This window comes from Pseudomonas sp. zfem002 (genome assembly GCF_032621685.1).
Taxonomy (GTDB): domain Bacteria; phylum Pseudomonadota; class Gammaproteobacteria; order Pseudomonadales; family Pseudomonadaceae; genus Aquipseudomonas; species Aquipseudomonas japonica.
Genome location: NZ_JAVYJH010000011.1, coordinates 21,192 through 35,203 on the forward strand (window position 1 = coordinate 21,192; position 14,012 = coordinate 35,203).

Annotated in this window: 9 protein-coding genes; 3 read left to right on the forward strand and 6 right to left on the reverse strand. The window is 64.8% G+C overall.

All coding sequences use genetic code 11. The features are described from left to right. Nucleotides 1–85: 85 nt before the first annotated feature. The 5 genes from dbpA to RTI28_RS14260 form a co-directional block, all read right to left on the reverse strand. Entirely contained in the window at nucleotides 86–1,423 is a 1,338-nt protein-coding gene (gene dbpA, locus RTI28_RS14240) for an ATP-dependent RNA helicase DbpA (protein WP_316921161.1), read from the reverse strand. A 105-nt stretch (nucleotides 1,424–1,528) separates the two neighbouring features. Continuing rightward, the gene (gene mdtD, locus RTI28_RS14245; protein WP_316921018.1) at nucleotides 1,529–2,956 is read right to left on the reverse strand and encodes a multidrug transporter subunit MdtD; all 1,428 of its coding nucleotides are present in this window, start codon (nucleotides 2,954–2,956) and stop codon (nucleotides 1,529–1,531) included. 82 nt (nucleotides 2,957–3,038) lie between these two features. Then, a complete protein-coding gene (locus tag RTI28_RS14250) occupies nucleotides 3,039–4,370 on the reverse strand; it encodes a TldD/PmbA family protein (RefSeq protein ID WP_316921019.1) in 1,332 nt (443 codons plus the stop codon). Further along, complete coding sequence (locus RTI28_RS14255; protein WP_316921020.1) at nucleotides 4,370–5,812, reverse strand: TldD/PmbA family protein; 1,443 nt, start codon at nucleotides 5,810–5,812, stop codon at nucleotides 4,370–4,372. Before RTI28_RS14255 ends, RTI28_RS14250 begins: the two co-directional genes overlap by 1 nt. A gap of 31 nt (nucleotides 5,813–5,843) precedes the next feature. Next, the gene (locus tag RTI28_RS14260; protein ID WP_316921021.1) at nucleotides 5,844–7,646 is read right to left on the reverse strand and encodes an acyl-CoA dehydrogenase; all 1,803 of its coding nucleotides are present in this window, start codon (nucleotides 7,644–7,646) and stop codon (nucleotides 5,844–5,846) included. Nucleotides 7,647–7,872: 226 nt separating this feature from the next. Here RTI28_RS14260 and RTI28_RS14265 point away from each other — a divergent pair, with 226 nt between their 5' ends. The 3 genes from RTI28_RS14265 to RTI28_RS14275 all read left to right on the forward strand — a co-directional run bounded on the left by RTI28_RS14265 (nucleotide 7,873) and on the right by RTI28_RS14275 (nucleotide 9,682). Next, nucleotides 7,873–8,502 carry a hypothetical protein gene (locus RTI28_RS14265; RefSeq protein WP_316921022.1) on the forward strand — a complete coding sequence of 210 codons (630 nt, stop codon included), beginning with the start codon at nucleotides 7,873–7,875 and terminating at the stop codon, nucleotides 8,500–8,502. Nucleotides 8,503–8,600: 98 nt separating this feature from the next. After that, entirely contained in the window at nucleotides 8,601–9,047 is a 447-nt protein-coding gene (locus RTI28_RS14270; RefSeq protein WP_316921023.1) for a hypothetical protein, read from the forward strand. A gap of 113 nt (nucleotides 9,048–9,160) precedes the next feature. After that, nucleotides 9,161–9,682, forward strand: a complete 522-nt coding sequence (locus RTI28_RS14275; RefSeq protein ID WP_316921024.1) for a hypothetical protein — start codon at nucleotides 9,161–9,163, stop codon at nucleotides 9,680–9,682. Between the two features lie 194 nt (nucleotides 9,683–9,876). On the opposite strand, the gene putA is transcribed toward RTI28_RS14275, so the two are convergent. Continuing rightward, entirely contained in the window at nucleotides 9,877–13,830 is a 3,954-nt protein-coding gene (gene putA, locus RTI28_RS14280; RefSeq protein ID WP_316921025.1) for a trifunctional transcriptional regulator/proline dehydrogenase/L-glutamate gamma-semialdehyde dehydrogenase, read from the reverse strand. Nucleotides 13,831–14,012: the final 182 nt, after the last annotated feature.

Below are 14,012 nucleotides of genomic sequence, written 5' to 3' on the forward strand. Positions count from 1 at the left end.
GTGTTGTCTGGTCTGACGCCATCGCCGGCAACGCCGGCTCCCACAGGTTGGGTGACCGGCTCACTGGCGATGAGGTCATTGAATATCAGATGATCCGGACCTTGAGCGACCGCCCCTTGATCTTGCCGCTGTTCAACCGCTGCATGGCCTGCTTGGCCACCCCACGCTCCACCGCCACATAGGCCTGGAAATCGAAGATGGCGATCTTGCCCACCTGCTTGCCGGCAATCCCGGCATCGCCGGTCAGCGCGCCGAGAATGTCGCCCGGGCGCAGCTTGTCCTTGCGGCCGGCGGCGATGCACAGGGTCGACATCGGCGGCACCAGCGGCTCGCCGCCCTTGCTCTTCAGGCCGTCCAGCTGTTCCCAGCGCAGCGGGGCCTTCTGCAGGGCCTCGATGGCCTGGGCGCGATGGCCCTCGGCCGGAGCCACCAGGCTCACCGCCAGGCCCTTCTCGCCGGCCCGGCCGGTACGCCCGACGCGGTGCACATGAATCTCCGCATCGCGGGCCAGTTCGACGTTGATCACCATGTCCAGGGCGTCGATATCCAGGCCGCGCGCCGCCACGTCGGTGGCCACCAGCACCGAGGTGCTGCGGTTGGCGAACAGGGTCAGGACCTGGTCGCGATCACGCTGCTCCAGGTCGCCGTGCAGGGCCTCGGCGGCGATGCCCTTGCTCTTCAGGTGGTCGACCAGCTCCTGGCACTGCTGCTTGGTGAAGCAGAACGCCACGCAGGACTGCGGACGGAAATGCCCGAGCACCCGGGTGACGGCGCTCAGGCGGTCCTCGGCGTCGATCTCGTAGAAGTGCTGCTCGATCTGGCTGTCGCTGTGCAGCGCCTCGACCTTGACCTGCTGCGGGTCGCGCATGATCGACGAGGCCAGTTGCTTGATCCCCGCCGGGTAGGTGGCGGAGAACAGCAGGCTCTGCCGGCGCTTGGGGGTCTGCTCGACGATAGCGGCGATGGCGTCGAAGAAGCCCATGTCGAGCATGCGGTCGGCTTCGTCGAGGACCAGGGTGTTGAGCCCGTCCAGCACCAGGGTGCCCTTGTTCAGGTGCTGCTGCACCCGGCCCGGGGTGCCGACGATGATGTGCGCGCCATGCTCCAGCGAGGCGATCTGCGGACCGAGGGACACGCCGCCACAGAGGGTGAGGATCTTGATGTTGTCCTCGGCGCGGGCCAGGCGGCGCAGTTCCTTGGCGACCTGGTCGGCCAGCTCGCGGGTCGGGCACAGCACCAGCGCCTGGCAGCCGAAGTAGCGCGGGTTGATCGGGTTGAGCAGGCCGATGCCGAAGGCGGCGGTCTTGCCGCTGCCGGTCTTGGCCTGGGCGATCAGGTCCTGGCCCTTGAGGATGACGGGCAGGCTCTGGGCCTGGATCGGGGTCATCTCGGTGTAGCCGAGGGCGTCCAGGTTGGCCAGCATGGCGGCGGACAGCGGCAGGGTGGCGAAAGCGGTGGCGTTGGTGGTCACGAGGCGGGCCTGCAAAACAAAATGTCGCGCAGTGTACCAGCCCCATGGCCATTCGCCCTACGGCTCGATCTCCGCTTCCTGACGAGGGGCACGTCGTCCGTCTGTCTTCGCCAGCTGAAGGAAAATGGCCGCCGCCAGCATCGCCATCAGGCCGATGGTGACGAAGGTCAACTGGAACGCGCCGAGGGTGGTTTCCACGCCGTCGGCGCTGCCCGCCGCGGTGAAACCGCCGAGCAGGGCGCCGGCACAGGCCACGCCAAGGCTCAGGGACAGTTGCGCGACCACCGACAGCAGGCTGTTGCCGCTGCTGGCGCTGGCGTCGTCGAGGTCGATCAGGGTCACGGTGTTCATCGCGGTGAACTGCATCGAGTTGATCGCCCCGAGCAGCCCCAGTTGCACCAGCAGCACCGCGTGCGGCGTGCTTTCGTCGACCAGGCCGAGACTGGCCAGCATGAGCCCCAGCAGCAGGGTGTTGCCGGTGAGGATGGTGCGGTAGCCGAAACGCTCGATCAGCGGCCGGGCGATGGACTTGGCGAGCATCGCCGCAGCGGCCAGGGGAATCATGCTCATCCCCGCTTCGGCTGGCGAATAGCCCAGCGCCACTTGCAGCAGCAGCGGCACGAGGAAGGGCAGGGCGCCGCTGCCGAGGCGGGCGAAGAGGTTGCCGAGGATGCCCACGGAGAAGGTCCGCACGCGGAACAGGCGGGGCGAGAACAGCGGGTTGTCGACGCTGCCCGCGCGCAGCCAGTAGGCGGCCAGGCAAGCCATGCCGGCGAACAGCAGCAACATCACCCGCAGGTGCGGCAGGTGCAGCTCGCCCAGGCCTTCCATGGCGATGGTGATCAGCACCATCGCCGCGCCGAACAGGACGAAGCCGACGCCGTCGAAGCGCGTGCGCGAGGTGCCGCGCAGGTCGGGGATGAACTTCCACACCGCGTAGCAGCCGACCGCGCCCACCGGCAGGTTGAGCAGGAAGATCCAGTGCCAGCTGAGGATTTCCACCAGCCAGCCGCCCATGGTCGGGCCGATCAGCGGGCCGAGCAGGCCGGGGATGGTGATGAAGCTCATGATCCGTACCAGTTCCGAGCGCGGGTAGGCGCGCAGCACGACGAGGCGCCCCACCGGCAGCATCAGCGCGCCGCCCAGGCCCTGGATGATGCGCGCCGCCACCAGCATGCCGAGGCTGCCGGCCAGGGCGCAGAGCAGCGAGCCGAGGCTGAACAGGAGAATCGCGCCGAAGAAGATCCGCTTGGTGCCGAAGCGGTCGGCGATCCAGCCCGAGGCGGGGATCAGCAGGGCCACGGTGAGCATGTAGGCGATGATCACCGACTGCATGCGCAGCGGGTCTTCCGCCAGGTCGCGGGCCATCGCCGGCAAGGCGGTGTTGAGGATGGTGCCGTCGAGGGACTGCATGAAGAAGGCGATGGCCACCACCCAGGGGATCCAGCGGGCGGTGGTGGGGTCCAGCGAGGCGCGGTCCGGCATGGAATGTCCTTGGGTGCCTTTGGGCCTGCTTTGCAGGCCTTCGCGCCGAACCGCCGCGAAGGGCCGCAACGCGGCCCCTTGTTCACAATGTGAGGGTGAGGCGTTTGACCAGCGCCCCCGGCAAATGATTCGACCCGGTCTGGCGCTGCCCGTAGGTGCGCGTCGACAGCACCAGCTCGCGCTCGCGGGTCAGCGCCTCCAGTTGCGAGCCCAGCAGGCTGTAGAGGCTGTCGTCGAAGCGCATGGTGCTCACCGGTGCCTGGATCTGGCCGTCCTCCACCCAGAAGGTGGCGAAGCGGGTCAGCCCGGTCATCCGCGCGGCTGACTGGTCCGAGTAGTTCAGGTACCACAGGTTGCTGATGTACAGCCCGGTACCCAGCCGTTCCAGCACCTGGTCCAGCGCCAGCTCGCCGCCACCCATGCTCAGTGCGGTGGGCGCCTCCCAGGGCTCGGCGCCGTTGGCCCGGCGCTGGAACTCCGCGGCGCTGCGCGCGCTGGTCAAGCTGTCCCGTGCCGCGCCGGCCTCGACCAGGGCGACATCGTCACGCGGGTAGCCCTCGCTGGAAAACGCCGGGCAGATCGAGCCGCTGACCTGTTCGCTGAAACTCACCAGCGGACTCAACGCGGCTTCGCCGGCATGCAGACGCTGCAGCGGGCTGTGCTTGTTGGCGATGGCCTGGGTCGAGAAGCCGCCCCAGCCGAGCAGGTCGACGATTTCGTCCATGGCACCGGGGGCGATGTAGGCGCGGTACTGGCCGGGCGGCAGGACCTTGAGCGGCCGGCCAAGGTAGTCGAGCTGCTCGCGAGCCCGGGCCAGGCGCGCGGCGAACTGCTGTTCGTCCCACACCTGCCCGCCATAGCCGGTCTTCACCGCCTGGCCGTTGGCGTGGAACAGGCTCCAGTCGAAGCTGAAGCTGTTCGCCTGGTGCCAGCCGAAGGCCCCGAACGAGCTGGCGAAGCCGCGGCACACCGGCCCGGCGACATAGAAACCGACCAGGTCCAGGTCGCCGGCACCGGCCTCGATCTGTTCCAGCACCCGGGAAAAGTCGGGCAACGGCTGGTCCTGGCGATGCTCGCTCGTCCAGACACTGTCATTGAGCAGCAGATAGGGATCGGCGGGAATCAACGGCAAGGTCTGGCGCAATTGTTCCAGCGCTTCGCCCAGGCGCGGCAGGTCGGTTTCGGCATCGCCGCTCAGGGTCAGGTCCAGGTCGGCCTGGCACCCGTCGGCGATCAGCCGCAGGGTCACTCTCGACTGCCGTACCTCGCCCGCCTGGCGCACCTTGGCATGGTTGAAACGCACGAACTGCGAATGCTCCCCGGCGAAGCTCAGGGTGAAGTGCTCGGGTGCCCGGACATTGCCGCGCAGCCAGGCAACCAGGGTCTGGAAAGCGGGCAGGAATTGGTCGGCCATCAGGCATCCCCTCCGAATACGTCGATCTGGCTGAACACACAGGCCGGCGCCGCATGCCCGACCCGCACCACCTGGTTCGGCTCGCCCTTGCCGCAGTTCGGCGTGCCGAGGACCTGGAAGGTGCCGGCATCGCCGACCGCGCTGAGGTTGCGCCAGAAGTTGGCGGAGATGCCGCGGTAATTGGGATTCTTCACCACGCCCTTGAGCTCGCCGTTCTCGATCAACTGGCCCCACTCGCAGCCGAACTGGAACTTGTTGCGCGCGTCGTCGATGGACCAGGAACGGTTGGTGCGCATCAGGATGCCGTGCTCGATGCCGCCGATCAGTTGATCCAGGGACTGGTCCCCCGGCTCGACGTTGAGGTTGGCCATGCGGTCGATGGGCGCGCGGTTCCAGTTGCAGGCGCGGCTGTTGGCGACCCCGTCCAGCCCCGAGCGGAACTGCGACAGCGCACCGCCCAGCGGACGCACCAGCAGGCCGTCGCGGATCAGGAACTGCTTGGTCGCCGGCGTGCCGTCGTCGTCATGGCCGTAGCTGGCCAGTTCTTCGCGCAGGGTCGGGTCGAAGGTCACGTTGAGCAGCGTCGAACCGTATTGCAGATGGCCGAAGTCCTCGGCCTTGACGAAGCTGGTGCCGGCGAAATTGCGCTCGTCGCCGAGGATGCGGTCCATCTCCAGCGGGTGGCCGATGGATTCGTGGATCTGCAGCATCATCTGGTCCGGCATCAGCAGCAGGTCGCGGGTTCCGCTCGGCGTGTTGGGCGCCAGCAGCAGTTGCAGGGCCTCGTCGGCGATACGCACCCCGGCGCCGATCAGGCCGCAGCGCTGGAGCACGCCGAGACTGCCCTGCTGGCCGAAATTGTCGCGGCCGAGGGTGCGGGTCTGGCTGTCGCCGTCGGCGAAGGCGGTCACGGCCAGGCCCGGGTAGACGAAACGCTGGGCCTGGCGCAATTGCGCACCGGCGCTGTTGAAGTAGATCTGCTCGACGTTGCTCAGGCCGAGGCTCGCCTGCCAGTTGACCAGGCGCGGATCCTGCGGCACCGAGTTCGACTCCCGCTCGAGCAGTTCGTAGCACTCGGCGAGGGACGGGAAGGCCTGCTCCAGATCGGGCGAACAGTAGTCGGCGCGGGCCGTGGCGACGGGCTGGTCGCGCAGGTCCAGCAGGGAATACCCGGCGATCTGCCGGGCCAGCGCCTCGGCGCGGTCCAGGGCCTGCTGCAGACCGGCCTGGGACAGATCGGCGGTGGCCGCGTAGGCCTCGACGCCGCTGACCCGCACGGTGAGCATGGCGCCTTCGTCGCGACCGAGGCTCGGCGGCTCGGCGACGTTCTTGCGCACCGACAGGTGCTGATGGGACTGGCGCACATGGCGCAGGGAGAAAAACTCGCCGCCGCTGCGCAGGCTGGAAAAGCGCTGGCGCAGCGACGCGGTGGAATCGAACATGAACGGGCCTCCGGATGACGGTGGCCCTGATTCAGAACCACTCCTCATGCATGCCCGGGCAGGTGTCGTCCCGTGCTTCGAGCAGCGTGATGTCATTATGGCAGGGTGGTACTTCCCAGGTGAGGAAGAATCGCGCCGCCTGCAGCTTGCCGCGGTAGAAATCGCGATCCGCTTCGCTGGCCCCGGCCAGCCCTTCCTCGGCGCGGATCGCCTGCTCCAGCCAGCGCCAGCCGATCACGCAGTGACCGAAGGCCTTCATGTACAGCGCCGAGTTGGCCAGGGCTGCGTTGACCTTGCCGCTGGCCATGTCGCCGAGCAGGCCGAGGGTCACCGCTTGCAGGCGGGTTAGCAACTGCTCCAGCGGCTGGCGCAGGGCGTCCAGGCCGGGGAAACGATGGGCGCGCTCGCAGGTCCCGGCGATCAGCCGCACCAGTTGCTTGAGCCCGGCACCGCCGTTCTGCGCCAGCTTGCGCCCGAGCAGGTCGAGGGACTGGATGCCGTGGGTGCCTTCGTGGATCGGGTTCAGGCGGTTGTCGCGGTAGTACTGCTCCACCGGGTATTCACGGGTGTAGCCATGGCCGCCGAGGATCTGGATCGCCAGTTCGTTGGCCTTGAGGCAGAACTCCGAGGGCCAGGACTTGACGATCGGCGTGAGCAGGTCGAGCAGTTCGTGGGCCTGCTGGCGCGCCTGCGGCGTCTCGGCGGTCTGGGTGTCGTCGAACAGCCGCGCGGCGTACAGGCCGAGGTCGAAGGCGCCCTCGACATAGGCTTTCTGCGTCAGGAGCATGCGCTTGACATCGCTGTGGGCAATGATCGGCACGGCGGCGGTGGACGGGTCCTTGTTGTCCGGCAGGCGACCTTGCGGACGCTGGCGCGCGTAGTCGAGCGAGTACAGGTAACCGGCGTAGCCGAGCATCACCGCGCCCATGCCGACGCCGATGCGCGCCTCGTTCATCATCTGGAACATGCAGGCCAGGCCCTGGTGCGGCTTGCCTACCAGATAGCCGATGCACTCGCCGTTATCGCCGAAGTTCAGCGCGGTCGAGGTGGTGCCGCGCCAGCCCATCTTGTGGAACAGCCCGGCCAGGGTCACATCGTTGCGCGCACCGAGGCTGCCATCCGCATTGACCAGGAACTTGGGCACGATGAACAGGGAAATGCCCTTCACCCCGGGCGGCGCGTCCGGCAGTTTGGCCAGGACCATGTGCACGATGTTTTCCGACAGCGGATGGTCGCCGCCGGAAATGAAGATCTTGTTGCCGCGCAGGCGGTAGCTGCCATCGGCGGCGGGTTCGGCGCGGGTGCGGATATCGGCCAGGGACGAGCCGGCGTGGGGCTCGGTCAGGGCCATGGTGCCGAAGAAGCGTCCGTCGATCATCGGCTGCAGGAACAGGCGCTGCTGTTCCTCGCTGCCGAAACTCTCGATCAGATTGGCCGCGCCCATGGTCAGGAACGGATAGGCCGTGGTCCCGGCGTTGGCCGCCTGGAAGTGGGCGAAGCAGGCCTGGGACAGCAGGGTCGGCAGCTGCATGCCGCCCACGTCGAAGTCGCGGTTGGCGTTGAGGAATCCGGCTTCGAGGAAGGCGTCCACGGCGGGCTTCACTTCCGGAATCAACACCGCTTCGCCGTTCTCGTAGCGCGGCTCGTTCTCGTCGCCCTTGCGGTTGTGCGGGGCGAAATACTTCTCGGCGATGCTGCGCGCGGTGGACAGCGCCGCGTCGAAGGTTTCGCGGCTGTGCTCGGCGAAACGCTCGCGGCGGGTCAGGGCTTCGGCGTCCAGCACTTCGTAGAGTTCGAACACCAGGTTGCGGGCGCTGAGCAGGGTCTCGGTCATGGCGGCGGTCCTTTGATTCGGGATGGGGCGAGTCTAGGCAAGTGGGGGAAGGGCCGCACAGGGAAATAGGTTTTAGTGATGGTGCGGCAGAAGGGAAGGACTACAGCGCTTCAGGGGCGAGATGGCTGAGTTATCTGAAATGTCCGTGCTAACAGTCGGAATTAGACTACATATTTTTAAATTCCATGGGTATTTCATGGTCGGTCCATTACATAAGGCCCTTCCCATGTCTACTCGAAGTACTTCCCCAGTGGCCTCACTGGCGGAGAAAGCACCTGAGCCAAAATTTTATGTGGTTTCGGTCAAAAAGATGATTGTCATGCTGATCTTCAGCATGGGTCTGTATTTCTGGTATTGGAATTATCGGAACTGGAAAAATTATCGAAGGGTTACTGGGGAACCGGTAATTCCTTTGCTGCGAGCCATTTTTTATCTATTTTTTCTGCATGCGCTTCTTGAACGGGTTGATAGAGGGCTTCGCTCGCAATCTGCGAGCGTTGAATGGTCCCCGAGACTGTTGGTTGTTGGTGTAATAACCTCCGTTGTGTACTCCATTTTTTATTGTAATTTATTGCCTTTGGAAAGTGCGCTGGATTGGGTGATGAGTACTTTTGGATTATATGCAGTATATCTTCTTAATGCTTTCCAGTTACTTGCAGTTTTTCTGTATTTCGCCCAGCTCTGGCTGATGGCTAGAATCCAGAGGGTCATCAATCTTCACGAGTCTGATCCCCATGCCACGGGTAATAACCGCCTGACAGGTGTCGACTGGTTTTGGATGTTGCCGGGTATTCTGGTTTTGCTGGGTGCAATAGTTTTTCTGATCTTTCTTTTTTACGCCTTCAGGATAATTTAAAGCTGCCTTTACCGAGTGTTTCGGGTTTGCTGGTGTCGTTGGGCGCCATGAGCACGACGTTGATTGACAATAAACCCTGTCGATCGTGAGAGTAGAGATTGAAAATTCTGGATTGGCCTGTATTCAAATCGCCTTGGCTGTTTTGGGGAGCTCTGGATGCTTTTCTTGTTGTTGATTTTATAAGCCGGAGCCTTGGCCGCGGTCGAATACCCTATGTTTCCGATGTGTTGGGTGCCTTGACGCTCGTAGATGACTTTGGCTGGGGGCATTACGCCCTTGCCGTTTTGGCTGTTGTTGTGCATGTATCGGTAATTTTCAGCGCCGTTCTCTTGTTGAAAGAGCGGCGCGCCGGAATCTACTTGAGTCTTGCGCAAATTCCGTTCCGCCTGGTTTTCGTTCTTCCATCGTTTTCCCTGTTGTTGGTGTGGGCCAGGTTTTCGCCTGGTTACAGCTCCTGGTTGATGGGTGCGCTTCTTTTGTCTTCGGAAATCGCGAAAACCCGAAGCCTTTGGCGAATGTTGAAAACACCGCGTTCAGCTTTGTAGTCCCATCATGTCTGCCATGTCGGAATACTCGCGCCCTTTCTCGGGAGCGGGCCGACAGCGCTGAGCCCGCCCAGAACGGTTTCATGGCTGTCCCAAACAGACGGTCACCCAACATGTCCACAAGCACCTTTTCCCCTGCAAGGGCAGAAACGACGCCCGCTTTCTTCGTCGTTGCCGTGCCCAAGCTGATCATCATGACGCTGTTCACCTGCGGCCTGTATTGCCTGTTCTGGTATCTGCGCAACTGGGAGCTCTACCGCAAGGCCACTGGCGAGATCATGCTGCTGCCGCGCATTCTGTGGCCCGAGTTCTTTGTGTACTCGCTGTTGAACAGGGTGGATCGGCGCATTCGTGCTTCGGGGCGAAACTACGAGTGGTCGCCCTGGTGGCTGGCGTGCGGGATATTGCTGACGTGGGGGCTTGGTGCCCACCTGTGGATGGTGTCGTTGCCCATTCCGGAGTGGATTGACGCTTTGCTGATGATGATCGCCCTGTTCCTTCTGGCGCTGGGCGAGGTTCAGCGGGCGATCAATTTTTGCGAGGGTGATCCACAAGGTGGCGGGAATGCGCAGTTCACGGTGGTGAACTGGTTATGGATTTCGATAGTTACGCTGGGGTGGGTGGCAGCCTCGTAGGACGCAGCGTGCCCGCGAACGGCCGCTGAAACCGGCGCGGTTCCCGTTACAGGTTGCGGTTGGCGGCCGTTTTGCACTCCTTCGCGGGCAAGCCACGCTCCTACGCGGGTTCGGGCAGAACTGAAACGGGGCGGGTTTCGCGACATTCCCAAAGGAATCCGCAAAACCCGCCCCGTTTCATTTCCCGGCGACTATCAGCCGATCGTCATCAGGCTCGCGTTCCCCCCCGCCGCAGCGGTGTTCACGCTCAGTGCCCGCTCGATCACCAGACGTTCCAGGGCCACCGCGGTTTCACCCGAGGACAGGCCATGCACGCCGACGATGGCGCCCGGACGCTTGGCGATCTGCTCGCACACGCCGCGCAGCTGGTCGGAGTCGCCGTGGTGCAGGACGGCGTCGAACAGTACGTCGTCCTTGTTCCAGTCGGCCACCAGCTTGATCCGCGCCTGGACTTCCTTCGGCAGGCGCGCGCGCAGGGTCTTGCCTGGCTCGCCGTCGAGGATCACCGCCGAACTGCCCACCGCCAGCACCGCGGCCAGTTGAGTCAGCAGGTCGGCTTCGCTGTCGGCGAGGCACAGCACGTGCTCGCGCGGCAGGATGGTGTAGCTGTTGCGCTCGCCGGTCGGGCCGGCCAGCAGACGGGTGATGCCGCTCTGCGATTGGCGGGCGAACTGTTCGCAGGTCTGCTGCAGTTCGTTCTGCTGGTTCTTCGCAGCCCAGGCCTTGAACGCCTCCAGCGGCTTGAGCAGGGCTTCACGCAGGCGGCTGTCCGGCGCGTTGCCGGCGTCGCTGCGCTGGAACGATTGCTCGATGGCATCGGCCGGACGGGTCGACAGCAGGCGGTACAGGTACAGCGGGCCACCGGCTTTCGGACCGGTGCCGGACAGGCCTTCGCCACCGAATGGCTGCACCCCGACCACGGCGCCGACGATGTTGCGGTTGACGTAGACGTTACCGGCATGGACGTTGTCGATGACCTTGGCGATGGTCTCGTCGATGCGGGTATGCACGCCGAGGGTCAGGCCATAGCCGGAGGCATTGATCTGCTCGATCAGCTGGTCCATGTCCTTGCGGTTGTAGCGCAGCACGTGCAGCACCGGACCGAAGATCTCGCGCTTGAGCTCGTCGAAGCTCTCCAGCTCGATCAGGGTCGGCATGACGAAGGTGCCGCGCTTGCATTCGTCGCTGTTGGCCAGGGCAACCTGGTAGACCGAGCGACCTTTCTCGCGCATGCCCTGGATGTGCTTCTCGATGCCGGCCTTGGCTTCGGCGTCGATCACCGGGCCGATGTCCACGGACAGACGCTCCGGGTTGCCCAGGCGGCTTTCGGCCATGGCGCCCTTGAGCATTTCGATGACGCGGTCGGCGGAATCTTCCTGCAGGCACAGCACGCGCAGGGCCGAGCAACGCTGGCCGGCGCTGTCGAAGGCGGACGAGACCACGTCGATCACCACCTGCTCGGTCAGTGCCGAGGAGTCGACGATCATGGCGTTCTGTCCGCCGGTTTCGGCGATCAGCGGGATCGGGCGACCCTGGGCATCCAGGCGTCCGGCGATATTGCGTTGCAGCAGGCGGGCGACTTCGGTGGATCCGGTGAACATCACGCCCTTGACGCGCTCGTCACCGACCAGGCGGGCACCGACGGTTTCACCGCGGCCCGGCAGCAGTTGCACCACACCCTCCGGAATGCCGGCTTCGAGCATCAGGCGCACGGCCTGGGCGGCGATCAGCGGGGTCTGTTCGGCCGGCTTGGCCAGGACCGGGTTGCCGGCGGCGAGGGCCGCGGCAACCTGGCCGCTGAAGATCGCCAGCGGGAAGTTCCACGGGCTGATGCAGACCACCGGGCCGAGCGGACGGTGTGCGTTGTTGCTGAAATCGTTGCGGGCCTGCACCGCGTAGTAGCGCAGGAAATCGACGGCTTCGCGGACTTCGGCGATGGCGTTGGCGTAGGTCTTGCCCGCTTCGCGGACCAGCAGGCCCATCAGCGGCTGGATCTCGGCTTCCATCAGGTCGGCGGCGCGTTCGAGGATCGCGGCGCGCTCGGCCGGCGGCGTGGCCTGCCAGATCGGTGCGGCGTTCAGCGCGCACTGGATGGCGTTGTCGACGTCGCCGACGGTGGCTTCCTGGACATGACCGACCACATCGCGGTGATCCGCCGGGTTCAGTACAGGCGTGGCAGCTTCCTGGCTGGCGGCGCAACCGAGCAGCGGCGCGGCCTTCCAGTCAGTGTGCGCGGTGGCCAGTAGGGCGCAGGACAGCGAGGCCAGGCGATGCTCGTTGGCCATGTCGATACCGGCCGAGTTGGCCCGCTCGCTGCCATACAGGTCGCGCGGCATCGGGATGCGCGGATGCGGCAGGCCGACGCTGCCTTCCTGGGTGGCCATGCGCTCGATGGTGGCGACCGGGTCGGCGACCAGTTCCTGGATCGAGATCGAGTGGTCGGCAATACGGTTGACGAACGAGGTGTTGGCGCCGTTCTCCAGGAGACGACGGACCAGGTAGGCCAGCAGGGTTTCATGGGTACCGACCGGCGCGTACACGCGGCACGGACGGTTCAGCTTGCCATCGGCGACCTTGCCCACGACCTGCTCGTACAGCGGCTCGCCCATGCCGTGCAGGCACTGGAATTCGTACTGGCCCGGGTAATAGTTCTGGCCGGCGATCTGATAGATGGCCGACAGGGTGTGGGCGTTGTGGGTGGCGAACTGCGGGTAGATGACTTCCGGCACCGACAGCAGCTTGCGTGCACAGGCGATGTAGGAAACGTCGGTGTACACCTTGCGGGTGTAGACCGGATAGCCTTCCAGGCCTTCGATCTGCGCGCGCTTGATCTCGCTGTCCCAGTAGGCGCCCTTCACCAGGCGGATCATCAGGCGGTGACGGCTGCGACGGGCCAGGTCGATGACGTAGTCGATCACATACGGGCAGCGTTTCTGGTAGGCCTGGATGACGAAGCCGATACCGTTCCAGCCGCTCAGTTGCGGTTCGAAGCACAGGCGCTCGAGCAGGTCGAGGGACAGCTCCAGGCGGTCGGCTTCCTCGGCGTCGATGTTCAGACCGATGTCGTACTGCTTGGCCAGCAGGGTCAGCGACAGCAGGCGCGGGTACAGCTCGTCCATCACGCGCTCGTACTGGGCGCGGCTGTAGCGCGGGTGCAGGGCGGAGAGCTTGATCGAGATGCCCGGGCCTTCATAGATGCCGCGGCCATGGGAGGCTTTGCCGATGGAGTGGATGGCCTGCTCGTAGGACGCCAGGTACTTCTGTGCGTCGTGCTCGGTCAGTGCGGCTTCGCCGAGCATGTCGTAGGAATAGCGGAAGCCCTTGGCTTCGAACTTGCTCGCATTGGCCAGGGCTTCGGCGATGGTCTCGCCGGTGACGAACTGCTCGCCCATCAGGCGCATGGCCATGTCGACGCCCTTGCGGATCATCGGCTCGCCGCTCTTGCCGATGATGCGGCTGAGGGACGAGGTAAGGCCGGATTCGTTGTGCGTGGAGACCAGCTTGCCGGTCAGCAGCAGGCCCCAGGTGGCGGCGTTGACGAACAGCGACGGGCTGTTGCCCAGGTGCGGCTGCCAGTTGCCGGTGCTGATCTTGTCGCGGATCAGGGCGTCGCGGGTGCCCTTGTCGGGGATGCGCAGCAGGGCTTCGGCCAGGCACATCAGGGCCACGCCTTCCTGGGACGACAGGGAGAACTCCTGCAGCAGGCCCTGGACGATGCCGGCGCGACCGCTGGCGCTCTTCTGGTTGCGCAGTTTTTCCGCGATGCCGGCGGCCAGCTTGTTGGTGGCTTCGGCCTGGGCGGCGGGCAGGCGGGCCTGTTCCAGCAACATCGGCACCACTTCCTGCTCGGGACGGCGGTAGGCGGCGGTGATGGCGGAACGCAGGACCGATTGCGGGAGGATGCTTTCGGCGAATTCGAGGAAGCACTGATGGCTGTGGTCGGGCTGCACGTCGCCCGCGTCATCGGCCAGGTTGCCGGGCTGACCGTTGAGTTCGGTCAGGGTAGCGCCACCCTCCAGCTTCTCCAGGTAATTGAAGATCGCCTGTTTGATCAACCAGTGCGGCGTGCGGTCGATGGACTGCGCAGCTGCTTTGAGTCGCTCACGGGTCGGGTCGTCGAGTTTGACCCCAAGGGTGGTCGTCGCCATTTCTTATCCTCTTTATTGCCACTGGGCCGTGGCTAAGCTGGCGCCAAGATTAGCTGTGCGCGTTTCCGGGTGCAACCTAGTGCAACCCAAAATTTTCCGAGCGGAGGTGCAACTCGTCAGCCATTCTAAAACCCTACGACGGAAACGGCTTTTTATGGTGCATTTGCTTATGAAAACCGACT

Coding starts and splice junctions, on each gene's coding strand:
- RTI28_RS14255 (WP_316921020.1), bottom strand. CDS start 5,812: ATGTTCGATTCCACCGCGTCGCTGCGCCAGCGCTTTTCCAGCCTGCGC.
- putA (WP_316921025.1), bottom strand. CDS start 13,830: ATGGCGACGACCACCCTTGGGGTCAAACTCGACGACCCGACCCGTGAG.
- RTI28_RS14265 (WP_316921022.1), top strand. CDS start 7,873: ATGTCTACTCGAAGTACTTCCCCAGTGGCCTCACTGGCGGAGAAAGCA.
- mdtD (WP_316921018.1), bottom strand. CDS start 2,956: ATGCCGGACCGCGCCTCGCTGGACCCCACCACCGCCCGCTGGATCCCC.
- RTI28_RS14260 (WP_316921021.1), bottom strand. CDS start 7,646: ATGACCGAGACCCTGCTCAGCGCCCGCAACCTGGTGTTCGAACTCTAC.
- RTI28_RS14275 (WP_316921024.1), top strand. CDS start 9,161: ATGTCCACAAGCACCTTTTCCCCTGCAAGGGCAGAAACGACGCCCGCT.
- RTI28_RS14250 (WP_316921019.1), bottom strand. CDS start 4,370: ATGGCCGACCAATTCCTGCCCGCTTTCCAGACCCTGGTTGCCTGGCTG.
- dbpA (WP_316921161.1), bottom strand. CDS start 1,423: ATGCTGGCCAACCTGGACGCCCTCGGCTACACCGAGATGACCCCGATC.